Origin of the sequence: Synechococcus sp. W70.1 (assembly GCF_047461515.1) — a bacterium.
Classification (GTDB): Bacteria; Cyanobacteriota; Cyanobacteriia; order Thermostichales; family Thermostichaceae; genus Thermostichus.
Genome location: NZ_JANSHH010000036.1, coordinates 15293 through 36997, shown reverse-complemented (window position 1 = coordinate 36997; position 21705 = coordinate 15293). Strand labels below are relative to the sequence as shown.

23 protein-coding genes are annotated in these 21705 nt (G+C 59.4%); 10 read left to right on the top strand and 13 right to left on the bottom strand.

Going from position 1 to position 21705, the window contains the following annotated elements; translation table 11 throughout:
- Window position 1: 1 nt before the first annotated feature.
- Window positions 2–838: a metal ABC transporter permease gene (locus NW808_RS11050; protein ID WP_414421215.1), complete on the top strand. Its 837-nt coding sequence runs from the start codon at window positions 2–4 to the stop codon at window positions 836–838.
- Here the strand turns inward: NW808_RS11050 and NW808_RS11045 are convergent.
- Complete coding sequence (locus NW808_RS11045) at window positions 835–1629, bottom strand: hypothetical protein (RefSeq protein ID WP_414421214.1); 795 nt, start codon at window positions 1627–1629, stop codon at window positions 835–837. The two genes, NW808_RS11050 and NW808_RS11045, sit on opposite strands and share 4 nt — an antisense overlap.
- A gap of 142 nt (window positions 1630–1771) precedes the next feature.
- Here NW808_RS11045 and NW808_RS11040 point away from each other — a divergent pair, with 142 nt between their 5' ends.
- Window positions 1772–3304: a leucyl aminopeptidase gene (locus NW808_RS11040; protein ID WP_414421213.1), complete on the top strand. Its 1533-nt coding sequence runs from the start codon at window positions 1772–1774 to the stop codon at window positions 3302–3304.
- Between the two features lie 642 nt (window positions 3305–3946).
- On the opposite strand, the gene NW808_RS11035 is transcribed toward NW808_RS11040, so the two are convergent.
- Complete coding sequence (locus NW808_RS11035; protein ID WP_414421212.1) at window positions 3947–5023, bottom strand: hypothetical protein; 1077 nt, start codon at window positions 5021–5023, stop codon at window positions 3947–3949.
- A gap of 60 nt (window positions 5024–5083) precedes the next feature.
- On the bottom strand, window positions 5084–6304 hold the full coding sequence (locus NW808_RS11030) for a hypothetical protein (protein ID WP_414421211.1): 1221 nt from the start codon (window positions 6302–6304) through the stop codon (window positions 5084–5086).
- A 335-nt stretch (window positions 6305–6639) separates the two neighbouring features.
- Between NW808_RS11030 and NW808_RS11025 the strand changes: the two genes are divergently transcribed.
- Entirely contained in the window at window positions 6640–8118 is a 1479-nt protein-coding gene (locus tag NW808_RS11025; RefSeq protein WP_414421210.1) for a hypothetical protein, read from the top strand.
- A 45-nt stretch (window positions 8119–8163) separates the two neighbouring features.
- Here NW808_RS11025 and NW808_RS11020 read toward each other — a convergent pair whose 3' ends face one another.
- The gene (locus NW808_RS11020) at window positions 8164–8598 is read right to left on the bottom strand and encodes a PAM68 family protein (protein ID WP_414410993.1); all 435 of its coding nucleotides are present in this window, start codon (window positions 8596–8598) and stop codon (window positions 8164–8166) included.
- Window positions 8599–8633: 35 nt separating this feature from the next.
- Window positions 8634–8909, bottom strand: a complete 276-nt coding sequence (rpsO, locus tag NW808_RS11015; RefSeq protein WP_414395636.1) for a 30S ribosomal protein S15 — start codon at window positions 8907–8909, stop codon at window positions 8634–8636.
- Between the two features lie 92 nt (window positions 8910–9001).
- Here rpsO and NW808_RS11010 point away from each other — a divergent pair, with 92 nt between their 5' ends.
- Window positions 9002–9706 carry a HEAT repeat domain-containing protein gene (locus NW808_RS11010; protein WP_414410992.1) on the top strand — a complete coding sequence of 235 codons (705 nt, stop codon included), beginning with the start codon at window positions 9002–9004 and terminating at the stop codon, window positions 9704–9706.
- Here NW808_RS11010 and apcD read toward each other — a convergent pair.
- The 4 genes from apcD to NW808_RS10990 form a co-directional block, all read right to left on the bottom strand.
- On the bottom strand, window positions 9703–10188 hold the full coding sequence (gene apcD, locus NW808_RS11005) for an allophycocyanin subunit alpha-B (protein ID WP_414410991.1): 486 nt from the start codon (window positions 10186–10188) through the stop codon (window positions 9703–9705). The genes NW808_RS11010 and apcD overlap by 4 nt on opposite strands.
- A 142-nt stretch (window positions 10189–10330) precedes the next feature.
- The gene (locus tag NW808_RS11000; RefSeq protein ID WP_414421209.1) at window positions 10331–11560 is read right to left on the bottom strand and encodes a type IV pilus twitching motility protein PilT; all 1230 of its coding nucleotides are present in this window, start codon (window positions 11558–11560) and stop codon (window positions 10331–10333) included.
- A 352-nt stretch (window positions 11561–11912) separates the two neighbouring features.
- The gene (gene folE, locus NW808_RS10995; protein ID WP_414395630.1) at window positions 11913–12596 is read right to left on the bottom strand and encodes a GTP cyclohydrolase I FolE; all 684 of its coding nucleotides are present in this window, start codon (window positions 12594–12596) and stop codon (window positions 11913–11915) included.
- A 128-nt stretch (window positions 12597–12724) separates the two neighbouring features.
- Window positions 12725–13450: an SDR family oxidoreductase gene (locus tag NW808_RS10990; protein WP_414421208.1), complete on the bottom strand. Its 726-nt coding sequence runs from the start codon at window positions 13448–13450 to the stop codon at window positions 12725–12727.
- Between the two features lie 177 nt (window positions 13451–13627).
- On the opposite strand from NW808_RS10990, the gene NW808_RS10985 reads away from it, so the two are divergent.
- From NW808_RS10985 to NW808_RS10970, 4 genes are all read left to right on the top strand, one after another.
- The gene (locus NW808_RS10985; RefSeq protein WP_414421207.1) at window positions 13628–14800 is read left to right on the top strand and encodes an ABC transporter ATP-binding protein; all 1173 of its coding nucleotides are present in this window, start codon (window positions 13628–13630) and stop codon (window positions 14798–14800) included.
- 301 nt (window positions 14801–15101) lie between these two features.
- Window positions 15102–15899, top strand: coding sequence for a Tic22 family protein (locus tag NW808_RS10980; protein WP_414406051.1), 798 nt, complete (start codon window positions 15102–15104; stop codon window positions 15897–15899).
- Entirely contained in the window at window positions 15896–16798 is a 903-nt protein-coding gene (prmC, locus tag NW808_RS10975) for a peptide chain release factor N(5)-glutamine methyltransferase (protein ID WP_414421206.1), read from the top strand. Before NW808_RS10980 ends, prmC begins: the two co-directional genes overlap by 4 nt.
- An 87-nt stretch (window positions 16799–16885) precedes the next feature.
- Window positions 16886–17629, top strand: coding sequence for a sensor histidine kinase (locus NW808_RS10970; protein ID WP_414421205.1), 744 nt, complete (start codon window positions 16886–16888; stop codon window positions 17627–17629).
- Between the two features lie 3 nt (window positions 17630–17632).
- On the opposite strand, the gene psb27 is transcribed toward NW808_RS10970, so the two are convergent.
- Window positions 17633–18034, bottom strand: a complete 402-nt coding sequence (psb27, locus tag NW808_RS10965) for a photosystem II protein Psb27 (protein ID WP_414410986.1) — start codon at window positions 18032–18034, stop codon at window positions 17633–17635.
- Window positions 18035–18094: 60 nt separating this feature from the next.
- Between psb27 and NW808_RS10960 the strand changes: the two genes are divergently transcribed.
- Together NW808_RS10960 and NW808_RS10955 are read left to right on the top strand one after the other, a co-directional pair.
- Window positions 18095–18835, top strand: a complete 741-nt coding sequence (locus NW808_RS10960) for an NnrU family protein (RefSeq protein WP_414395617.1) — start codon at window positions 18095–18097, stop codon at window positions 18833–18835.
- 34 nt (window positions 18836–18869) lie between these two features.
- A complete protein-coding gene (locus NW808_RS10955) occupies window positions 18870–19259 on the top strand; it encodes a thioredoxin family protein (protein WP_414411731.1) in 390 nt (129 codons plus the stop codon).
- Here NW808_RS10955 and NW808_RS10950 read toward each other — a convergent pair.
- Genes NW808_RS10950 through NW808_RS10940 form a run of 3 tightly spaced genes read right to left on the bottom strand, consistent with a single transcriptional unit; the run spans window position 19199 to window position 21624 of the window.
- Window positions 19199–20791 carry a hydantoinase B/oxoprolinase family protein gene (locus tag NW808_RS10950; RefSeq protein ID WP_414421204.1) on the bottom strand — a complete coding sequence of 531 codons (1593 nt, stop codon included), beginning with the start codon at window positions 20789–20791 and terminating at the stop codon, window positions 19199–19201. The two genes, NW808_RS10955 and NW808_RS10950, sit on opposite strands and share 61 nt — an antisense overlap.
- Window positions 20784–21098 (bottom strand): hypothetical protein, encoded by a 315-nt coding sequence (locus tag NW808_RS10945; RefSeq protein ID WP_414421203.1) that lies wholly within the window; start codon window positions 21096–21098, stop codon window positions 20784–20786. The genes NW808_RS10950 and NW808_RS10945 overlap by 8 nt, the downstream gene beginning before the upstream one ends.
- A gap of 4 nt (window positions 21099–21102) precedes the next feature.
- On the bottom strand, window positions 21103–21624 hold the full coding sequence (locus NW808_RS10940) for a PDZ domain-containing protein (RefSeq protein WP_414395609.1): 522 nt from the start codon (window positions 21622–21624) through the stop codon (window positions 21103–21105).
- Between the last annotated feature and the right edge of the window lie 81 nt (window positions 21625–21705).

Genomic DNA, 21705 nt, shown 5'->3' with positions numbered 1-21705 from the left:
AATGCCGGAGACCTGGGCGCGGGTGGTGGAATTGCTGCAGTTGCCCTTCATGCAGCGGGCTCTTCTGGGCGGGGTCCTCACAGGGGTGACGGGGGGACTGCTGGGCAGTTTTGTCATCTTTCGGCAGTTGGCGTTTTTCAGCGATGCCCTGGGGCATTCGGCGCTCTTGGGTATTGTCGTGGGAGTAGCCCTGGGGCTGAATCCTACGGCAGTGCTGATGGGGTTTGGGGTGGTGTTTGCCCTGGGCGTGACCTTTATCCTGGAACGCACCCAGCTTTCGCCGGATACGGTGCTGAACATCATCTACTCTTCCTCCCTGGCCCTAGCCATCCTCGGCTTGAGCTTGATCCCTGGCTACCGCGGCAACCTCAACCAACTGCTCTTCGGGGATATCTTGGGCATCGGCCTGCCAGCTTTGTGGATGAGCGGCCTGCTCCTATTACTTGCCCTAGGGTACATCGGCCTGACCTTGCCTGCCCAGATGCTGCTTACCCTGGACGAGTCGCTGGCGCGGGCGCGAGGGGTGGAAGTGGGCTGGCAGCGGCTAGCCTTTGTGGTGCTGCTGGCTTTGGTGGTGGCGCTGTCGATCCGCTCGGTGGGGGTGCTGTTGGTGAGCGCCTTTGTGGTCATCCCCGCCTCGACGGCGCGGCTTTTGGGATCCAGCTTTACAGCCTATGTGCTGCTGGCCATGGCCTTGGGAGGCTTGAGCGCCGTGCTGGGGATCCTCCTTTCGGCTGCCTTTAATCTGCCCTCCGGACCCAGCATTGTTGCCACCCAGTTGCTCTTTTTTCTCCTAGCAATGGCACTAAAGGGGGTATGGCAACTCCTACGCCTCTAGCTGCCGGCAACCCCAAAAGCCCTCTGAAACGGCCTTTCCCCCCAGACCTGGCCAAAGAGGCGGCGGTAGCTTTCCGGGAAGACCTGGCCCATGAGGGTAGGCTGCTCGTAAACCCGCTTTAGGGTGTTGAGATCCCGTTTGGTGATGGTGGGCACCCGCAGCAAGCGGCGATTGCCAGTGGCCTCGGCGTGGTGGCCGCCGTACATCAGATCCCGCGGGTTGGGACTATGGCCCCACAGCCCCAGCCCATGGCCAATCTCGTGCCGAGCCACTGCCGTAACTTCTGCCAGCCCCTGGCCTTCGACGATAACAATGCGCACCCGCTGCTGCAGCGAACCATCGGCGGCGAAGAAAAACTCTGGGCGGGCTGCCCCCGCTATTCCCTCGCCAATGGGAGGAACGCGGTAGATGCTCATCCCGTAGGAGGCCTCTTCCTCTTTGGCCACCACCTTGAGCGGGATATAGGCCGACCACTCCTTCACCGCCTGCTCCACAAAGGCTTTCCACTGGGGGTGATCCCCCTGGATGTAGACGGGGATGGGGTAGAAGGCCCACTGGGCATAAGCTCCCCCTGGCAGCAGCGGCTCGATCTCTTCAAAGTAGTCTCCCGCCGACTTGTCGTAGGCGTAGCGGGCTAGGCCTGGGGGCAGCTTGAGGCGAAGCGGCTGCGGCAGCTCTTCCAGGGGTCTCTGCGCCTGGGCCAGGGATCCCACCCCCCCTACCGCCAGGGCAAGGAGCATTGCGCAGGCAATAACCCCAAGCTGAAGGATGGAACGCCGCCGCCAGACCATACCTTGGGTCTCTCCCTTTCTGATTAAAGGCTATTGACTGGAAAGGCCCACGTCGATGCCAGCCGAGGGATCCCCTGGCCCAGAAGTGGCGGAATTGGCTACACTGAGAGTCTGCTGTCCCTAGCTTGGCCAAAGGTTTCCCATGCAGCTTCGTCTTGGCGAGCCACCTCTAACGCAGGCCGAATGTGCCCTGGTCTACTGCTTTGCCCCCAGCGGCGAAAACGCCACCTTCCCGCTGCCTGCTGAGATCGCTTCCCTGGACGAGAAGGTATGGTCGGGGCTGGTGGCGGAAGCGGTTCAAGAACAGAAGTTTCAGGGCAAGCCCAACAGCAGCCTCGCCCTGCGCCTGCCAGGGCCTATCCGCAAGCTGGTGCTGGTGGGGCTGGGAGATCCGGCGGCACTAACCCTGGAAGGACTGCGACGGGCTACTGCCAACGGCCTGCGCCAGGCCCACAGCCTTAAAGCCAAGCAGGTGGTGCTGTCTTTGCCGGAAACTGGCTTGGATCAGGGGCGAGCAGTGCAGGCAGTGGCTGAAGCCAGCCTCCTAGTGGCCCACCAGGATAACCGCTTCAAATCTCCCCCCAAGCCCGACGAAGAGCGCGGCTTTTCCGTTGAGGAAGTCACGCTCTTGGTGCCGGGACTGGCCCAGGCCCGCCAAGACTGTGAGAACGCCCTTCAGCGGGCCACCGAGATGGCTGCCGGGACGATCCTGGCCCGCGAACTGGTGGCTGCTCCCGCCAACGTCGTCACGCCTCCTGCCCTGGCTGACACTGCCCGGCAACTGGCCCAAGACTACGGCCTAGAGGTGGAGATCCTGGGGCGGGAAGAGTGCAAAGCCCTAGGCATGGGGGCTTTCCTGGGCGTGGCCCAAGCCTCGGATCTGCCGCCTCAGTTTATCCACCTCACCTACAAGCCCAAAGAAGGGGATCCCGTTGCCAAGTTGGCCCTGGTGGGCAAGGGCCTCACCTTCGACTCCGGCGGCCTCAACATCAAAACCGACTCCCGCAGCATTGCTATGATGAAAACCGACATGGGCGGGGCGGCAGCCGTCTTGGGAGCGGCCCGTGCGCTAGCTGCCCTCAAGCCGCGGGTAGAGGTGCATTTTATCGTCGCCGCCACGGAAAACATGATTAGCGGTCGGGCCCTGCACCCGGGAGACATCCTCACCGCTTCCAACGGCAAGACCATCGAGGTCAACAACACCGATGCCGAGGGCCGTCTCACCCTGGCTGATGCCCTGGTGTTTGCCGAGAAACTAGGGGTGGACGCCATTGTTGACCTAGCGACCTTGACCGGCGCCTGCGTCATTGCCCTAGGAGAAGAGATTGCTGGCCTCTTCACCCCCGACGAGAAGCTGGCCCAGGAGCTGCAGCAGGCGGCCAACCTCTCTGGCGAAAAGATCTGGCGCTTACCCCTGGAAGAGAGCTATTTCGAGGGCCTCAGCTCCACCGTAGCCGACATGAAAAACACTGGCCCCCGCTCTGGCGGCTCCATCACTGCCGCCCTCTTCCTTAAGCAATTTGTGGAGAAAACCCCCTGGGCCCACTTAGACATAGCTGGTCCCGTCTGGGCCGAAAAAGACTCGGGCTACACCAACAAAGGCGCTACTGGCTACGGCGTGCGCACCCTCGTGGAATGGGTCTTGGCACGGGAGATGGCAGCCGCCTCCTCCTAGCATGGTTCACCACTCCCGAAGCTCTGCCTGTTGCGTAGGCGGGTCTTGAACGATCCCCAGAGTAAGGCTTTGTCTCTCCAGAAAAGGAGGGCTCTGCTGGAGGGCTTGCAGGGTCACCAGTCGCGGACTTTCTTCCTCTTGAGGTAAGGCGCTGCTATGCTAGGTCCGCTGCAAGAGAGGCTGCTACAGACCTGCCCTCCGACGATTGATGGAGTGGGAGCCAACCCAGAAAGTTGGCTCTGCAAAGGAACTGACACGATATGTGCTACTCGACTTTGACCGCTGCAAACTTCTGAGCTGCAATTGGGGGAGTCGAAGAGTTAGTAACCGTTACCAGTGCAGCAAAAGAAAAGCCGATTGGGTGTAGCTCAACAGTCTCACCCAAGATGGTCTTGGACATTCATACAAGCCAGGCATGTATCGTCTACTTAACTGTAATGTTCACACGTGCCTGCGCCGAGATAGGAGGACTAGAAGAGTCCGTAACAGTCACCAATGTCAAGAGAGTAGAGCCAATGGGAGGAGTGTTGGGAGGAGTGTTGGGAGGAGTGTTGGTGGCTGGACACTGCACCTTGATTGCCCCCGTTAGCCTGTCAAACGAAAAGCCAGCTGGCGGTGGAGGTTCAGGCTCTGCCTTGAAAGTTAGGGGGCTGCTGATTTCACAGGAATCACAAAGTTAATATCACTGGTCAGGAAGTTGCTGGCAGTAGTTAAGGATGGGTTAAGCTTAATAGTGATGGAGCCAGTGAATACCCCGCCCGTTAGTCGAATAACTCCGAATTCTTGAGGCCCTTTGCTACCTTCCTTAAAGAGGAGAGTAGAGGTCGAAACAGTGAACGGAGCGCCCGCCCCAAAGGGGTTAGGAGTTCCGCTGACATCCAAAACAACCTGCCCACCAATCGGAGGGGCTGCGAGTTCGACCTTGACAACCTTGGTAGCCCCAACTATGTCATTATTGAGAAACTCTATCGTCGGAGGGGTAACCGTAATGGTAGGCGGCGCTTCCTGCAATACCTTAACCGGCACAAGAACATTCACACTGCCCACCGGGTAATTGACAGCTGTTGTGGCAGGGTCGCGGGTAACTATTATGGTGGCATTGCCTTCCTGAGTGGCCGGGATCAAACGGGTTAATGTAACTGTGGGCTTATCCTCGGATCCCGGTGGAATGACAACAGTTACGAAAGAGGCAGCTGTTGTAGAAACACCCACCACCTGTGGGTTATTGCTTTCCACCTTCAACACCAAACTGCCATTAGCAGGAGCTTTGGAAGGCGTAAGGGTTATAGTTTCGGTAGAACCAACAGTTGTGCCTTCCGCAAACACAACTTTTTCCGGCGTAACGCTAACTTTCCCAACAGGGAACGGCGTCGGGGGAGGGAAAGGGGTAGAAGGAACAGGGATCTCCGCCTTAATGGTGGGAACAGGAGCAGGAGAGGGAATCGGAGGAATGGTTGGGGCTGGGAGAGGAGGTTGGATAGCAATGGTAGGAGTTGGTAAAGGGATCCCTGGGGCTATAGGAGGTAAACCCACCTCAGTGCCTCCGGTAGGTACGCTGGGCGTTTGCGGCGGAATGATCGGCCCAGGAACAAAGCTAGTGGCGCTTTTGTCGTTGGATTGCTGACAGCCGATCAAGCTTGCCGTAGTGAAGAAAACAGCCCCCGCGCTGCCTAAAGCCCGCAACCAACTTCTTTCAGTCTTGAACTTTTGCACCTTCATTTCCTGCCACCTTCGCTTACAAAACGGAAGTCCTCTCCAAAGCCGCATCACCATTGGCTGCTAGTTAGCTACTAGAGTGATGGGAGGAGCTGCACTGGGTAGAGTCTGATTGTTCGGCACAAATAGCAGCGGCAATGTGTAGATCCCAGGAGCCGTTGCTTGAATGGAGACGTTCACCTCGCAAGTAGCACCTGCTGCTAGAACTCCGCCCGAAAGGTTGATGATCCTTGTTCCCGGTATTGCGCCCAAAGTGCCCCCGCAGGTATTTGGATTGGCAATGCCGGCAGGTGTGGGAGGATTGGCCACGACCAGCCCCTCTGGCAAGACTGCCTGGAAGCTGAGACCACTCAAGGGAATAGCGCCAGCCACTCGGTTATCGACTACAAAGGTGAGGGTAACAGGTGTATTGACCGGCGCTGGATTGGGCAGTAGGAAGCGAGCAAACAGGGGCGAGGGTCCCACAGGAACCGGCGTTGGCACAGGAGTGGGGCCTGAGGTAGGCGTAGGTACAGGCGGCAGAGGAGTAGGAGTTGGAGTGGGAGTTGGCTGAGGAAGGTTGCTACAGGGTGGAATTGCAGAGCCGCGAACCTCGCTTCGAGTTTCCCCTGGATTGAAAATTGAGTCATCAACCCGCAAAACTTGTCCAAAAGCATCTCTAATAGTTAGGACAAAAACAATGTCATCTCCTGTCAGTATTTCTCGGTTCTCGATCCTCCTAATTCCCTTTGAAAAAATCCTCAAGTCATCGAAAAACCTAGGATCCGTTGGAAACGTGTAGCTAAAGTTGAAGCCGTTAGCGTCGGCAAATGTGTTGCCTCTCCCAACTAGCAAGTTTCTGAACTGACTTATGGCCTCAGGCCGGATCACGCCAGTAACATCTGTTCCACAAGTGATGTTCAGAACCTGGATGTCTACGCTTGCTATCCCTCCTCGAACAATTAGGTTGGTTAAATCCACCCTGTAAGAGAGCGATGCAAACGGCTGGTCGACGTTGAAGCCGCCCCCTGGCCCAAATTGAGGCGGATCCGGCAGATCGGGTTGAACTGGCGGCGGGGTGATGGGGGCAAAGTCCGGCCCGGGGCGGAAGGTGATGGGCGTGAGGTTGGGTGAAATGGTGGGAGCCACAGCCACGGGAGGAGGCGTGGATCCATCGGCGGTCAAGAGGGGCGGCAGCCCGCCAGTAGGCTCGCTGCTGCAACCAGCGGCCAGGGCCAGCGAAGCCCAAGTCACCAGAAGGGAAAGGCCACCATGGCCAAGGGCTGAACCAGAACGTCGTTTCATCAGGGAAGTCTCCACTCACTCACACCACAGCAAGTTCTTCCAACTGCATCCAGCCGAGATCCACTGAATCTGCCCATGTGCATTGGCAAGATTACGTGGAGATCCCGTTTCAAGGGGGAATGTCTGCCGTTAGTTCTACTGCATCTCAGAGCGTTGTCAAGCCAGCGGCAAAGCAAATCCAGGAAATTTTCCTGGAAATGGCCCATCCCCTAGATATGGGGTATCATAGCCTCAAGCAGGGGCAACCAGCCTACCTGTAGCGTTGGGGGTTGGGTGCCTTCCCCTCCATTTTGTGTGTGAATTTCCCCAGATTAGGGTGTGTGAGGCAGTGCCGTATGAACTTCAAAGGTCGATCATTGGCAGTGTTGTGTGGGGTTTTGCTCTTAGGGGGCTGCGGCGAGGTTAATGAGGCTCCAACCCTACCTGGGCCTGTCCAGGTGGATCCCACAGCGTTTGTCTCGGCCCAGGAGTATCGCTTTACCCCCGGCTCGGTGCTGGAGACCACCAACTTACGGCTAGACTACATCAATCCGAGATTCGACAACGGGATTCCTGTCCGTACCAACCCCCTGCAGGGAAGCGGTGAAGCTCGCATCGCCAATGTTGAAGCCCGCATCTTGCCTGTGAACGAGATCCCAGCCAATGAACTGACAATCGACTCCACCCTTCGCTCCAGCACGCTGGCCATCCAAATTGCCCGAACCGCGCCGCTGGTGAACCTCATTGCCTTTGGCCCCAACGACGGTAGGCTGTCTACGCAATTCAATATCGCCGGGCTGGTTGCAATTTCGACAAACCCCAACGACCAGCGCATTCGGGTGAATACCACCTTCAGGGCTATCCGAAATGACCGCACTGTTTTAACGCTCACCGTGCGCCGCATTTTGGTGAGTAGAAATGGTAATCAAGTCGTCCTGGAGGGAGATTCTTCCCTGATTGTCCCCACTGTGGGTGTATTGTTTGAAAACGGTGGCCCTGGCCCCGGTGGTGAGATTTTGGCGCCTGGCTCCTTTGTCAACCCTCCTCCACCCCAAGGTCCTGTAGTCGCTATTCTCCAAACAGGCAGTTTCTCCGCGAGCTTTGTGGTGCGGCAGCGGGGGGTTGCGGGCGATGGCACTCCTGAGGATGCCTTGGCTCTCTTTGCCCGCCTAAACTTTCGGCCCAACCAGGCGGAGATCGTTTACCGTCCTACCCAGGTGGGTACCCAGTCAGTGCTGTTTGCTCCGGATCCGAGTCGACCGAACATCTTGCCCAATCAGTTGGTTCGCATCCGGCGCCTGTTGAACGGTCGTGTTCAGGCGGAGTTTGATCCGGCCAACACCAGCACAGTTCTCAACTTTGTGCAGGTCAGCCCTCCACCGCGGCCTTTTCCCACCCCAATTCCTCAGTTACCTGTCCCTGGGCGTCCAGATGCCCCAACAGCCTTTGATTACTTTTTCTCATTGCGCACAGAGCGCTCTACGGGTACCTTGCCCGGCTCGCCTGCGGAAGGAGACAACCCTCAGCCCGTTATCCTTCAGGGCATTGTGCCCACCACAGGAGATTTCGTCTTCCGTACCCTGGCCGGAGCACAATTGGCGGGGCCGTTTAACCGGCTTGACGTAGGGGGTGGCGTTCAAAGGGGAAACCTGAACCTTATCTTTGACTCAACCACTTCTGCAAATCGAATTTCTGGCCAATGGTTCCTAGAACAAGAGTTCCCCACCGGCAACGTTGAAGGCGGTACGGAGGATGAACCAGGGACTCCTGCTAGCCGACAAGGGGCCATTTTGATCATCCGTGGGTTCTTTGAGGGAACTGAGGTGCGGCTATAGCCCCAACAGCTTGTTTTGAACCCCTCCAGCCAGAGCACAAAGCAGCTAGGTCTCGTCGGCTTTCGAAGAGGCAGAGCCGCTTGCTGCTTCGCGCCATTGCTGGAGGAAAATGCCTAGGTTGCGGCGGAACTCACTAACCCCCAGCAGGGATCCGGGCTCTGGATCCCAAGAGGCCGAGAAGACACCGTAGCTGATGCCCAAAAAGCCAAGGCCAAAAAAGGCCAGCGACTCCACCAAAGTAAAGTAGGGGGGCAGGGCTATCACATGGTTGGTTAGAAGGTAGTAGTTGACAACAAAGCTACTTAGGCCAAGCGTAGAAGGGATCCCAGAAAAAATTAGGATCCGCCGCACCATGCGCTGGCTTACCTCAGGGGGAATGACAGCAGCCCGCTCTCCTTTGGCTGGCTTTTTCTCCCCCTGGCCAGCAGACTGACTGGGGCGGCCTTGAGAAGCTTTGGAATGGCGGCTAGATTTGCCCACGGAGGTAGCTCCTCGGCTGTGCTTTGACTAGCTAGCTACTTCTTCACCCGAATGTTTAACCGTTCAACCAGCTCCCGGAAGCGCTCGGGATGATGCTTAGCGATGTAGTTGAGCAGTCGCTTGCGGCGACCAATCATCATCAGCAAGCCGCGGCGGGAGTTGAAGTCCTTGGGGTTTCTCTGAAGGTGCTGCGAGAGTTGGTTGATGCGGCTGGTTAGCAAGGCAACTTGCACATCGGCAGAGCCAGTATCAGTGTCATGCAGTCGATATCTCTCGATAATCTCCTGCTTTTCTTTCTGCAATAAGGCCATAGGACCGAAAGACGGCACACACTGCTTCAGAATGATAACACTGAGTTTTCCTTCTTTGCTACAGCCAGAGAAAGCTACGGAGGGAAAGAACTATGACAACAACTGCTGGGGATCCGCCTTCACTGACAGCCTTGCTGCAGCTGTTGAACTCTCAGGATTTGGGAGAGCGGCTGCGCGCTATTAACAAGGCCAGAGAACTCTCCCCGCCGGAAAGCTTGACGCTGCTGCAGCAGGCAGTAGCCGACGAAAATGCCCGCGTCCGCTACGCTGCCATCAGCCAACTGGGCACCCTGGCCGCAAAAGGGATCGATCCAGCCATCCTTTTGCCAATTCTGCAGCGGTCTTTGCGGGAGGATCCCGAGTTCGACGTGCGAGCTGCCGCTGCTGCTGCTCTGGGGGATCTCAAGCAGCCGCAAGCCCTGGCCGATCTCCTAGAGGCCTATCAGCGGGAGACGGAGTGGCTGGTGCGCTTTAGCATCGTTGCCGCCCTCGGCGAGCTAGGCAACCCCGCCGCCTTCGACACGCTGGTGCAGGCTCTCCAGGAAGGAAATGAACTGCTAATCACCGCCGCTGCTGCAGCTTTAGGGGATCTGGGGGATCCGCGGGCCATCCCCTACCTGGAGCCCCTCATCGCTTCTGAGGATTGGCAACTGCGCTACCGCGTCTGCATTGCCCTAAGTAAGTTAGGGACGGAAGCTGCCCAAGCTGGTCTTGCCCGGCTTGCCCAGGATCCCCAGGAACAGGTAGCCGCCTGCGCCCGTGCGGCCCTAGCCTCCCTTTCCTCCAAGGGCAGCTAGCTCAGGGCATTGATGATGTAGTCAAAGTAGGGAGCGGCCTCGGCAGCCGAATCGGGATCCAACAAGCTGAGGGCTGCTTCCTTCAAAAAGACCATCGCATCGATCATGCCGGCAATGGGTACGTTGAGGCTGTTGTACATTTCCCGCACCCCTATCAGGCCAATGGACTCGATTGGCTCCTTGCTGCCAGCGACGATGCCGTAGGTTACCAAACGCAAGTACCAGTCGTAGTCCCGCAGGCACTGGTTGTAGCGCTTTTCCCCATAGGCGTTGCCACCAGGTTGTCGGTATTCAGGTCGCTTGGCAAATAGCTGTTTCTGGGCCTGATCGATAATCCGCTTTCTATTCTCAGTTAACACCTGAGCAATCTGCAGCCGTCTTTCCCCGCTGCTCATGTAGTCTTGGATAGCTTGCAGCTCGCTAACTGAGAGATAGCGCAGCTGGTTATCTGCAGTTTCGATGAGCTGGTTGATCACGCTCACGGTAGAGATTCTCCTGTTTTCTAACTTGCTTTCACCACCAACCTATCCCCCTAGCCAAAGCTTGGCTGAGGAGATAAGCATGCCCGTTGCTCTCAGTCTAGGATAAGGCAAGCCTTCCCTCAAGCACCCGCACCTGTCCTGCCTATATCCGGCCCCGCAGCCACTGGGCCATCTCGTTGCGCCGCGGAGCTGCCTCCAGGCACACCTCCGCCGTAATCCGCCCCTCCTGATAGAGCCGAAACAGCGACTGGTTCATGGTACACATGCCCTCGTAGGAGCCGTCGGCAATGAGCTCCTCGATCTCGTCCACCGCTCCCCGCTTGATGTAGTCGCGAATGGCATCGGTGTTGCGCATGATCTCGTGGGCTGCCGTGCGCTTGCCGTCGGTGGTGCGCACCAGCGTCTGAGCAATGATGGCCACCAGGGTTTCCGCCAGTTGCAGGCGCATCGGCTCCTGCTCTTCCGGCTTGTAGATCCCTAGCAGACGCTCGATGGTGCGAACAGCGCTGTTGGTGTGCAGGGTTCCAAACACGAGGTGGCCTGTCTGGCCGGCCTTGAGGGCGATATCTACGGTTTCCCGATCCCGCATCTCCCCAATGAGGATGATGTCCGGATCTTCCCGCAGGGAGGCTTTCAGAGCGTTAGCAAACTCCAGGGTGTGGATCCCAACCTCCCGCTGCCGAATCAGGGATTTCTTGCTCTGGTGAACAAACTCGATGGGATCCTCAATGGAAATGATGTGCTTGGCAAAGTTGGAGTTGATATAGTCCACCATTGCCGCCAGCGTCGTGGACTTACCGGAGCCAGTTGGGCCAGTCACCAGCACGAGGCCCTTGGGCTCCTCGGCAATGCGCTTGAGCACTTCCGGCGCCCGCAACTGCTCCAGCGTCAAAATCTTGAGCGGGATGAGGCGCAGCACCATGGCTGGCCCAAGGAGGGAGACGAAGCAGTTGACCCGGCAGCGCACCAAGCCCTCGTACTGGATGGCGGTATCCAGCTCTAAGCACTCTTCAAACTGGCGGATTTGGTTTTCCGGCAGGCTTTCCCGCAGCCAGCTATAGAACATCTCGGTGGTGGTAACGGGGTGGTTGCTGATCACAATTTCCCCCCGATCCCGAAAGCGGGGTACTTCTCCCACCCCCAGGTGAATGTCCGAGTAGCCTTTTTCGTAGGCTTCCTGCACCAGTTGGCGCAGCGTCGGGCCAGAGGGGGCAGACTTAGGAGCAGCAGCCAGCGGGACCTGACCAACAGCCGTCGGACGAGCCGGCGGGACAAAAGGCGGAGCCGCTGGCCTGGGAGGGGAGGCTTGAGGCCGAGCTGCCGCAGCAGCAGTGGGCAGAGATCCCTGCGGAGGAGCCACAGAGCCCGGCATGGGCACTGGCGTCTGGGGAGGAGCGACAGCTACCTCTGGCGGGACGGGCCGGCCTAGAATGGGCTTAGGAGCGCTCACAGAAGGACGCGAGCCGATCCCTGGCGCGAGAGGGGTAGTCCTGTTCACCAACGGATCCAGCTGAGTTGGGGGTTCCGCTGATGGCGTTTGGGCAGCCGCCCGTGGGGAGCGTTGGACACCAGGCGGGGTTGGCGGCTTCCAACCAGCGTCTTTTTCGGGGCTGACCTCGCTCATGACAGGCCTCGCTGCTGGCAGAGTTTGCATCAATCTTAGGCTAGTATTCCCCACTTAAGTAGGGGATTAATCTCCTTGCCGGCAAAACTCTGCGGGAGCCTTAAAGGTTGGACGGGTGGCGAATAAGGCTCAAGAACTCCTCGCGCGTGCGGGGATCCTCCCGGAACACCCCCACCATCGAGCTGGTAACCGTCCAGGAGCCTGGCTTTTGAACCCCGCGCATCACCATGCACATGTGGGTAGCCTCGATAACCACTCCAACCCCATAAGGATCCAACACCTCCATCAAGGCTTCCGCAATTTGCCGGGTCAGGCGTTCCTGAACCTGCAGGCGGCGGGAGTACATCTCCACAATACGGGCAATTTTGCTCAAGCCCACTACCCTTTGCTTAGGAATGTAGGCCACATGGGCCTTGCCGATGAAGGGCAAGAGGTGGTGCTCGCAGAGGCTAAACACAGTGATGTCCCGCAGCAGCACCATCTCATCGTGGCCTTCGTCGAAGATGGCCCCATTGATGAGCTCTTCCAAAGACTGTCGATAGCCGCTGGTCAAAAACTTCAGCGCCGCCACCACTCGCTCCGGGGTTTTCTTGAGGCCCTCCCGCTCGGGATCCTCGCCAATTCCCCGTAGCAACGTCTCCACTGCCGCCACCATTGCCGGATCTAGGCTTTCTGAAGTCTCTGGCTCTGTCGAAGGAGACAGATCGCGGAGAACCCGAGACTTGAGGTTGGCTTTGTCGCTCAGGCGAAACTCGGCACTCAATCCAGGCTTGGCAAGAGTCATAGCAAGATATCCCTTGAGTTGAAACGAGGAGTTGAAGAAATTTGTCAGGAGAGACGCTGCCGCGAGATGGTCGGCTCAAAAGCCGGGCTGACAAGCGCTGCTTTCGGAAGGGTCAGAGCTGGCCCCACCTACAAGGCCCCGGCTGCTGGCATGAGGGTTAGGTCCTCCACTACAGCACCCCTGGGCAGGCGGACGAGATAGGCCACCACATCCGCTACCCACTCCGGCGAGAGCATCTGGGAGCGGTCAAAATCAACCTCCACCCTATCCCAGAGGGGCGTGTTCACCGCTCCAGGGCAGAGGCTAGTTACCCGGATACCGTGCTGCCGTTCTTCCTCAGCCAAGGCTTGGGAAAAGCCGAGTAGGCCGAACTTGCTGGCACAGTAGGCCCCCCAATTGGGAAAAGCTCGCTTGCCCGCAATCGAGACCACGTTGACAATCACGCCAAAGCGCTGCTGGCGCATTCCCGGAAGGACGGCTTGGGCACAGAGGAAGGCTGCTGTTAGGTTTAAGTCGATCACCCGTTGCCACTCAGATAGCGAGAGAGTGGCTAAAGGCCCAACGTGGGCTACGCCGGCATTATTCACCAAAACATCACAACCGCCAAATCGATCCAGAAGAGCTTGCAGCCGCTGCGGTAGAGCGGTCAAATCGGCCAGGTCGATAGGAAAAACCTCTGCCTTTCCCCCTTTTGCCTGGATCTCCGCCTGCACTGCCAGCAAATCAGGTTGAGAACGAGCCACTAGCGCAACTGTCAGCCCCTGCTGGGCCAGGGCCAGAGCCACAGCTTTGCCGATCCCTCGACTGGCCCCTGTAACCAGAGCACGTTCCGGCAACTTGGTCTCAAAACTCATCCACAAGAAAACCCGACACGCGCCGTCGGGAACAAGCGCCGCCAGAGCCTGAGAAACTTCGTTAACTCAGTGTAACACGAGTTCCTGCTTGCCCCTTATCTAACCGGCAGCAGGCCGGGGAGGGCCGGAGGTGTGGTAGCGTGGTAAAGGTAGTGAAAATCTCTTGCAACAATTGTCATGGCCGAGTTCTTGGCTTTCTCGAGGTCTAACGCTGGCCAGGCGGACTCTTCCTACATTCTTGAGGTTGAGGGCCTCAGCAAGGGTTTTCCTGGTCAGCGGCAATTGGTTTTGCAGGAAGTGGCGTTTCGCCTGCCCCAAGGGGATATCCTGGGGATCGTCGGTCCGTCGGGCTGTGGGAAAACCACCTTATTGCGCATCATTGCTGGCTTTGAGCAGCCGGACAGCGGCCGGATCCGAATAGGGGGTCAGGTGGTGGCGGGGGAGGGGCAGTGGGTTCCGCCAGAGCGGCGGGGAGTGGGGCTGGTGTTTCAGGACTTTGCCCTGTTTCCCCACCTGAACGTGTTGGCAAATGTTATGTTCGGCCTTCAATCCCCTGCGGTGCCTAGCAAGAGGCAAGCTTACCACCAACAGGCGCGGGAACGCGCCTACGAGGTGTTGCGGCTAGTGGGCCTAGAAGACTATGTCCACCGCTATCCCCATGAACTTTCGGGTGGACAACAACAGCGGGTGGCGCTGGCCCGAGCTTTGGCCCCCAAGCCTAGCCTAATCCTGTTGGATGAGCCGCTGAGTAACTTGGATGTGCAGACACGCTACTACCTACGGGAGGAAATTCGCAAGATCCTCAAGCAAACTCGGACTTCGGCCATTTTCGTTACCCACGACCAAGAAGAGGCTCTCTCTCTTTCCGACTGGGTGGCGGTGATGCGGGGAGGCCGTATTGAGCAATGGGGATCGCCAGAGGAGGTCTACCGAGAGCCGGCTACTCGTTTTGTGGCCGAGTTCATTACCCAGGCCAACTTTCTCCGCTGTGAGCGGCGCGAGTGGGGCTGGAAAGTTGAGGGGCTGCTGCACCTTCCCTTCCGTGCGGTCGGGGATCAGCCCGACTCCAATCTGCAGTGGGCAGAGTTGATGGTTCTGCAGGAGGAGCTCCGCCTGCATCCCGATCCCCAAGGAAAGGCAATCATTCGGGATCGCCAGTTTTTGGGGCGGGAGTATCGCTATTGCCTAGCCACGGAGACGGGCAAGGAGTTGCATGCCCTAGCGCGGGAGGCATTGCCAGTGGGCACGCGAGTTCGAGTTACCGTCGAGCAATGCCGCCTGTTTTGTCCTGGGGAATCCCTGGCACCTGATCTCAAGCAAAACCACTCCAAAAGCAAGGGCTTTGCCTGAAGTTGGGATGAGGATTCACGGTTTGCCCTGAAATCTGCATCTAGGGTGGTTCGATTTCCTTCGACCCCGTATATAGTAGGGGGTATGCGGGATCCCCACCCAAAGCAGGAGCCTTACCCCTCGACAGGGCTTAACAAATGCTTTAACTTGACCTCTAGGGTGGCCCAGGAGCTCTTGCCAGGAGGGCAACAAGAACAAGGCGCGACGTTGGGAGTAGATGATGGAAATGATGCACAGCAAGGCAGCGCCACCTTTGCGATTCTCTTGCCGCTCTGCAACTCAAGCCGGCAGACGGGCAGCAATGGCGTTAGCCCTCCGTAGCACTCTGCTGCTGGGGCTGGTGGGGATCCCCGTATTGGCTCAGGGGAGCTTCTGGCCGGCTCAGGCAGTGGCAGCCCCCCTGAGTCGTCAGGAGGTAGCCGAGCGGCTCAATCTGGTGCCGGTTTTTGCCATTGTCTCGCAGAACGGCACCCCTGTGGTTGCCAACGTGGAGCGGGAGGGTCGCACCATTCAGGTGGCTTCTCTTTGGCTAGATCAAAACCAAGCCCAGCAAGCCCTGGAGCAGGTGAAGGCCAAAAACCCCGAGATAGGCAAGCAAGCCCGAGTGGTGCCCATCCCCCTAGGCTATGCCTATGAGAAATCGGAAGAAGAGCGAGCTAAAAATAGCAATCTGTACTTTGAGGTGGTGCCCCGCCCTGGCGATGTAGAGGCAGCCAAGCAGGTGCTCAAAGAAACGGGGCAAAAGGTGCCCCCAGAGGCCATTGGCGTGCCTCTGTTCTATGGCCGCTCCCCCGAGGGGCTGCTGACCATCGAGCAGAATGGCCAGGAAGTGGTGCCTTTCTTTTTTGACCGCAACGACCTAAAGAAAGCTTTGGAGCGGGCGGCGGCGCAAAACCCCAGCGTGGTTGGCAAAACCCAGATTGAGGTCACTTCCCTAGCCATTGTGGTGGAGCGCATGTTGGCACCTGATGCCCAAGAGGATGTGCAAAAGATTGCCTTCATCCCACCGCGTGCCTCGCTGGAGTACGTGCAGTCGTGGATACGCTCCGCAACTCCCCAGGCCAGTCCCTCGGCCACGCCTCAACCTCAGCGCCGTTGAACCAAGCTGCAGGGGGATCCCGCTCGGCGCTGGTGGAAGAGTTGCTGGCATGGCGGGCGCAGGCTCTCCAGGCAGCACGGGCTGCTGGCATTTCCCCGCAGGAAGTGGATCTCCTACTCAGGGAGTATCTGGGCTGGGGGCCATTGGAACGGCTGCTGGGTCGGCCGCCAGTAGGGAAGGGGGATCCGCTGGCTGAGGTGGAGGCGCTGTGGCGGCGTCGGCTAGAGGAGCGCATCCCTCTGCAATACCTGCTGGGCAAGGTAGAGTGGGCAGGGCTGAGCTTGCAGGTAACGCCAGCAGTGCTGATCCCGCGCCCCGAGACTGAGCTGCTGGTGGAGCAAGCCTCCCTGTGGCTGCAGGCCAACCCTCTGCCCCCAGGCTCCCCTTTTGCTGACTTGGGTACCGGCAGCGGTGCCATCGCCATTGCCTTGGCCCATAGGCACCCCCAGCTGCAGCTTCTGGCCGTGGACGTGAGCCCGGCAGCCCTGGCAGTGGCGGCAGCCAATGTGGCCAATCACGGGCTGCAGGGGCAGGTGCATCTGCTTGGGGGATCCTGGTTTACGCCTTTGGATCCCTGGCGGGGTCGGCTGCGCGGCCTTGTCTCCAACCCTCCCTACATCCCTACAAGGGAGCTAGATCACCTCATGCCTGAGGTGCGGCTGCACGAGCCGCGAGAGGCCCTGGACGGCGGGGAAGATGGGCTGGTTCATCTGCGGGTGTTGATTGAGGGCGCGCCGGATTATCTAGCCCCCAACTCCTTCTGGGCAGTGGAGGTGATGCAGGGCCAGGCACCTTGGGTGGCTGAGCAGTTGCGAGCGCAGGGGTGTTACCAGCAGATCCAGGTGCACCGGGATCTGGCCGGGATTGAGCGGGTAGTCAGCGCCTGCTTTGTCGGGTAAAAAAATGGTGAGCAGCGTTGCCAGCCCAGAGAGGGGCCAAGAGCTGCTGCCGCCAATGACGGGTTGCCTTTCCAGTTGAGCAAAGCCTTGCCTGCCACCCCCCCCGATCCTCCCTCTTTCCCGCCTGCCCCTGCCGCAGACCAGGAGGGGATGGACTGGCAGTTTGCCTTTGAGCGCTCTGAGGTGATGCGCGCTTTTCAGCAGGAGCTTCTGGTGAGTATCGGCCACGAGCTGCGCAATCCCCTCAGCAGCCAGATGGGAGCCCTGCAGTTGGTGTTGTCCAATCTGTGCGACTCTCGAGAGGAGGAGCGAGAGTGCCTGCAGAGCGCCAAGGAGGCGGTGGAGCGCCTGATCAAGCTGCTGGAAGAATACACTCGCCTGGCTCGCCACGACCTGCCCATTCAGCCGCTGCGGCCAAGGCCAACGCGCCTGCGTCCTCTTTTGCAAGAGATCCACAGCCTCACTCGGCTCCAGGCCCAGGATCGGAGCATCCGCTACGACTGGACCGCTCTTCAGTCCTCTTGGCTTCCCGACAGCCTCACTGTCTGGGCGGATCCCCATGGCCTGGTGCAGGCGCTGCTGGGCGTGTGTCGCTGGGGCATTCGCACCCTCTGCTACGGCTCAATGGCTCTGAGCGCCTATCCTGGCGGGGAGGAGCACTTCTGTCTGGAGTGGGACCTGGAAGGGCGGTGCTGCCTGCCCATCCAGCCACAAGACAGCGCCGCCTGGCGGGTTAGCGAGCGGCTCCTGAGGGAAATGGGAGGCCAGCTGGAGCTTTGGGAGAGCGGACTCCACCGCGTTGGCATTAGAGCAACGCTGCGCCTTGCCTAAAGCTTAACCCTCACGGCGCAAGGCCATCTCTGCCCGATCCAGTTGCATCAGCACCCGCTCTAGCTTTTCTGGCTCCAGCGGTCGATCCGAGGTGCGGTAGTGGGAGGCCACGGTGTTGAACACCGTGCGCAGGGTCGTGAAGGATGGCAACTTGTTGTAGCGAGGGCCATGGTAGCGCCCTACAAATTCTTGCATGGCCTCCATGACCTCCGCCCGCGCCTCCTCCGGCTTGAGGACAGGATCCCCCTCCAAGAGAGCCGTGCGCAGCGTTTGGATGATGGTCATGCTGTCTTCGTAATACTTGCCAGTGAGACGGGCTGCTTGCGCGCCTGGGATCGCCCAGCCCAGGATAAGGGCTATCGCCAGGAGCAGGCCGACAAGACGTAGGAAGAGAGTCTTCTGCATGGGGAGTCGAATGTAACTTATCTTTAAGCTAAGCATAGGTCACGGCAACCGCGAAAGAGGATGTCACCCCCCCTTTTTAGCCACTGGCTGCCAGGGCTGGCCCCCTACCGCTCCCATGCCATCATGCTGGGCATGATCTTGGGATTTGCCTGCGCCCACAGTGGACTAGCCTACTTGCGCCCCTGGGGAGAAGCGTGGCTGGGAGCGCGTCTGTACCGCCTTTTCTTTGTCCTGGTCAGTCTTAGCCTGGCGCCGCTGTTGCTCGTCTACTTTTCTAACCACTGCTACGACGGCGTAATCCTTTGGAATCTGCAGGCTGTTCCCGGGATCCACACTACCGTCGTCCTTTTGTCTGCGCTCTCGTTTTTCTTCCTGTATCCGGCCACCTTTAACGTGCTGGAGATTGTCGCCCTTCGCCAGCCGGAGATCCACTTGTTTACAACTGGGATCATCCGCCTCACCCGCCATCCCCAGCTAGTCGGTCAGGTCATCTGGTGTGTGGCCCATTCCCTGTGGATTGGCTCCAGTTTTATGCTGGTCACCTCGCTGGCGCTGGTGGCCTACCACCTATTTGCCGTTTGGCACGGGGATTACCGCCTGGAGCGCAAGTACGGCCACGCCTTCCGCGATCTCAAGGCCCGCACCTCCGTGATCCCCGGCTTAGCCATTCTGCAAGGGCGCCAGCAACTGTACCCACGTGAGTTTCTCCGCTGGGCCTATCTGGGGGTGTTGAGCTTTGTTGTGATTCTTTATGCTTTCCATCCGCAACTGGTTTCTGCAGCCAGCAGAGTTGCCTGGTAGCATGATCCCAAACAACTGCTTTAGTTTGGGAGCAATGATCTCGCCAGTTGCTTTAGAGGCTTTTAATCAAGAACTTTTGACAAGCGATGGGTTGGTGTTGTTAGAGTTTGGCGCGCCTTGGTGCGGTTTGTGTCGCTTCGTTCAACCGCTTATCGACCGCCTGGCCTCCGAAGGGGAGAGATCCGTTGAGGTGGTGCGGGTGAATGTGGATAACAATTTTTGGCTGCCGCGCCGCTATCGGGTGCGCTCGCTGCCGACCTTAATTTTGTTTGAGAAAGGTCAACAAGTGCAAAGGCTGGAGCACTTTACCAGCCGCGAGGATGTGCTCCGCCGCTGCGAGCAGTTGTTGCTTGCCCATCTGGGCTACCCAACCTCCCGCGCCTGCCCCTCGCTGGAGCCCCAGGCGCCGCCGCCGGGGGTGTAGAGGGTCACCACATCGCCAGCTTTCAGGGGGCGGCTAATCTTGCTGGGCAGGGGTTCCCCATTGACAAGGTTGATCCCCACCTGGCCAGCTCCGCCGCCCTCTTCTCCTTGGGGGGCGTAGTAGCGGCGGTCGGTGAGAAGGGAAAGGGTGCAGTCTTGTAACACCTGGAGGGAGCGGATCAGCCCCCAGCCGCCCCGCTGCTGCCCAATGCCCCCAGAATCTTGGCGCAGCTCGTAGCGCAACACCCGCAGGGGATACTCCAGCTCTAGGGCTTCGATGGGGGTGTTGAGGGTATTGCTCAGGCCCACATGCACCCCATCCAGGCCTGGCCGCTGGCGACTGGCCCCTTGGCCGCCCCCCAGGGTTTCGTAGTAGGTAAAGTGGCGGTTGCCCAGGACACAGTTGTTCATGGTGCCCTGCCCTTGGGCCATGCTCCGCGATCCAGCCACCGGCGCCAGGGCTTTGAACACCACATCGGCAATGCGCTGCGAGGTTTCCACATTGCCGGCCACCACCGCCGCCGGAAATTGGGCGTTGACCAGGCAGCCGGGTGGGGCCACGATCTCGATGGGCTCCTCTAGCCAGGCATTGCTGGGAGCGGTGGGATCCAAAAGGCAGCGCAGGGCAAAGAGCACCGCCGAGCGGGTCACGGCCAGGGGGGCGTTTAGGTTGCCCGCCGTGGCTGGCGCCGTGCCGCTGAAGTCCACCCGCAACCTCTCCCCCTGCACTTCAATCTGCACTTGGATGCGGAGCGGCTTGGGCGGATCCCCCTCCCCTTCCAACCAATCTGCAGCCCTGTAAATCCCATCGGGCAGCGCGCGGATCTGGGCCTGCATCCGCCGCCGACTATAGGCAATCACTTCCGCAATGAGCTGCCAAGCCTCCTCCTCGCCAAAGCGGGCTAGCAGCTGGCGAAACCGGCTTGCCCCTACCACGTTGGCTCCCACTTGGGCCTGCAGGTCTCCGCGGCGCTGCTCAGGATTGCGCACATTGGCCAGAATAAGGCGCAGCAGATCTTCCTGCCAGCGCAACTCTCCTTCCAGAGAAAACCTGGCCAGCCGTACGGGTGGGATCACCAAACCCTCCTGCCAGATCTCGCTGGAATCAGCGGGCATGGAGCCGGGGCGCATCCCCCCGACGTCGGCATGGTGGGCGCGGTTTACCGCATAGGCGCAGACCTGGCCGGGATCCCGCAGGCCGGGAATGGCCGCCACCACGGTGATATCCGGCAGATGGGATCCCCCTTGATAGGGATCGTTGAGGACAAGCACCTCTCCCGGCTGGGGGCCAGCTGCCACCACTGCCTGCACGGCTTGGGAAAGAGCGCCTAGGTGAACCGGGATGTGGGCTGCCTGGGCAATACAAGCCCCTTGGGCGTCAAACAAAGCCGTGGAGCAATCCCGCCGTTCCTTGATGTTGGCGGAGTAGGAGCCGCGAATGAGACGTGCCCCCATCTCCTCGGCAATCCCGGCCAGAGCGTTGGCCATGACCTGCAAGCGGATGGGGTTGGGTAGGGAGGAGCAGCTATCCATAGAGCCTTTGTTGCAGCCAAAGCGCTAGCCGGCGGATCCCCTGCCAGAACTGGAGCCGGCGCCGCCAGCGGCCAAGGGTGGTGCGATTGGCTTGCAGGCGAGCCCGTAGGTGGAGAAGCTCAGCCGAGGTAATGGCCAAAGCCGGCTTTGCTGCTCTTTGCCAGTTGTCCAGAGCCCGCTCCGTAACCCAAAGCGCTGTGCGCAAGCGCAAGATGGGGCGAACTAAAGCAAGCAGGCCAAGAGTCAGCAAGCCGTTGAGGCTGCAGACCACCCAGACCGTCTCTGCTAGGCTTACCTCAGCGGTCACCCGCTTACCGCTGCTGCAGCATCAGAGGGCGCAACACGCGGCCATCGCCCACCACCACCACTGTGGATAGAACCTGCCCGCCGCGCCGGAAGGTAATCGGTAGCCGCTGGCCCACAGGGGTGTTTTGGATGAGCTGCTGAACCTGCTGCACCGAGGTGACCCGCTGTCCGTCGACCCCGAGGAGAATGTCGCCCTGCGCCAGACCCGCTTGGTGGGCCGGTCCATTCTGGAGGAGGCCAACGACCCGTATCCCTTGCAGGCGAGGGGCAGGGCCAAACAGGCGGCGGCTAATGGCGCCTTGAGGTGCCTGTTCATCTACCGTTTCAATAGCCACCCCAATGAAGCCGTTACCTGCAAAGGAGGAGGCAGGCAACACTTCGAAGCTGTCAACCTCAACCGTGGGGCTGGAGAAGTTGTAGGCTTCAGCCCCAACCCAGTTACAGGGGTAGGCCAGAGCAGCCTCTGCCAGCAGGAGGGAGGCGGGCAGGGCGAGGGCAAGCCTGGAAAGAAGGGTTGATTTCTGCATAGGTTGACCCTGGAAACGGCAAAGAAAACACAGTTGCCTCCGCCGCGCGCTGGGGTCGAGCCACTAGCCCAGGGTAGGTAG

What these genes read in the sequence shown, in the direction of transcription:
- NW808_RS10955 (WP_414411731.1), top strand. Translation starts at nt 18,870, where the DNA reads ATGATCTCGCCAGTTGCTTTAGAGGCTTTTAATCAAGAACTTTTGACA.
- NW808_RS11030 (WP_414421211.1), bottom strand. Translation starts at nt 6,304, where the DNA reads ATGAAACGACGTTCTGGTTCAGCCCTTGGCCATGGTGGCCTTTCCCTT.
- NW808_RS11025 (WP_414421210.1), top strand. Translation starts at nt 6,640, where the DNA reads ATGAACTTCAAAGGTCGATCATTGGCAGTGTTGTGTGGGGTTTTGCTC.
- NW808_RS10985 (WP_414421207.1), top strand. Translation starts at nt 13,628, where the DNA reads ATGGCCGAGTTCTTGGCTTTCTCGAGGTCTAACGCTGGCCAGGCGGAC.
- NW808_RS10940 (WP_414395609.1), bottom strand. Translation starts at nt 21,624, where the DNA reads ATGCAGAAATCAACCCTTCTTTCCAGGCTTGCCCTCGCCCTGCCCGCC.
- NW808_RS11010 (WP_414410992.1), top strand. Translation starts at nt 9,002, where the DNA reads ATGACAACAACTGCTGGGGATCCGCCTTCACTGACAGCCTTGCTGCAG.
- folE (WP_414395630.1), bottom strand. Translation starts at nt 12,596, where the DNA reads ATGACTCTTGCCAAGCCTGGATTGAGTGCCGAGTTTCGCCTGAGCGAC.
- NW808_RS10950 (WP_414421204.1), bottom strand. Translation starts at nt 20,791, where the DNA reads ATGGATAGCTGCTCCTCCCTACCCAACCCCATCCGCTTGCAGGTCATG.
- NW808_RS10980 (WP_414406051.1), top strand. Translation starts at nt 15,102, where the DNA reads ATGGCGTTAGCCCTCCGTAGCACTCTGCTGCTGGGGCTGGTGGGGATC.
- NW808_RS11000 (WP_414421209.1), bottom strand. Translation starts at nt 11,560, where the DNA reads ATGCCGGGCTCTGTGGCTCCTCCGCAGGGATCTCTGCCCACTGCTGCT.
- NW808_RS11035 (WP_414421212.1), bottom strand. Translation starts at nt 5,023, where the DNA reads ATGAAGGTGCAAAAGTTCAAGACTGAAAGAAGTTGGTTGCGGGCTTTA.
- psb27 (WP_414410986.1), bottom strand. Translation starts at nt 18,034, where the DNA reads ATGCAGAAGACTCTCTTCCTACGTCTTGTCGGCCTGCTCCTGGCGATA.
- NW808_RS11045 (WP_414421214.1), bottom strand. Translation starts at nt 1,629, where the DNA reads ATGGTCTGGCGGCGGCGTTCCATCCTTCAGCTTGGGGTTATTGCCTGC.
- NW808_RS10960 (WP_414395617.1), top strand. Translation starts at nt 18,095, where the DNA reads ATGTCACCCCCCCTTTTTAGCCACTGGCTGCCAGGGCTGGCCCCCTAC.
- NW808_RS11040 (WP_414421213.1), top strand. Translation starts at nt 1,772, where the DNA reads ATGCAGCTTCGTCTTGGCGAGCCACCTCTAACGCAGGCCGAATGTGCC.
- rpsO (WP_414395636.1), bottom strand. Translation starts at nt 8,909, where the DNA reads ATGGCCTTATTGCAGAAAGAAAAGCAGGAGATTATCGAGAGATATCGA.
- NW808_RS11050 (WP_414421215.1), top strand. Translation starts at nt 2, where the DNA reads ATGCCGGAGACCTGGGCGCGGGTGGTGGAATTGCTGCAGTTGCCCTTC.
- NW808_RS10990 (WP_414421208.1), bottom strand. Translation starts at nt 13,450, where the DNA reads ATGAGTTTTGAGACCAAGTTGCCGGAACGTGCTCTGGTTACAGGGGCC.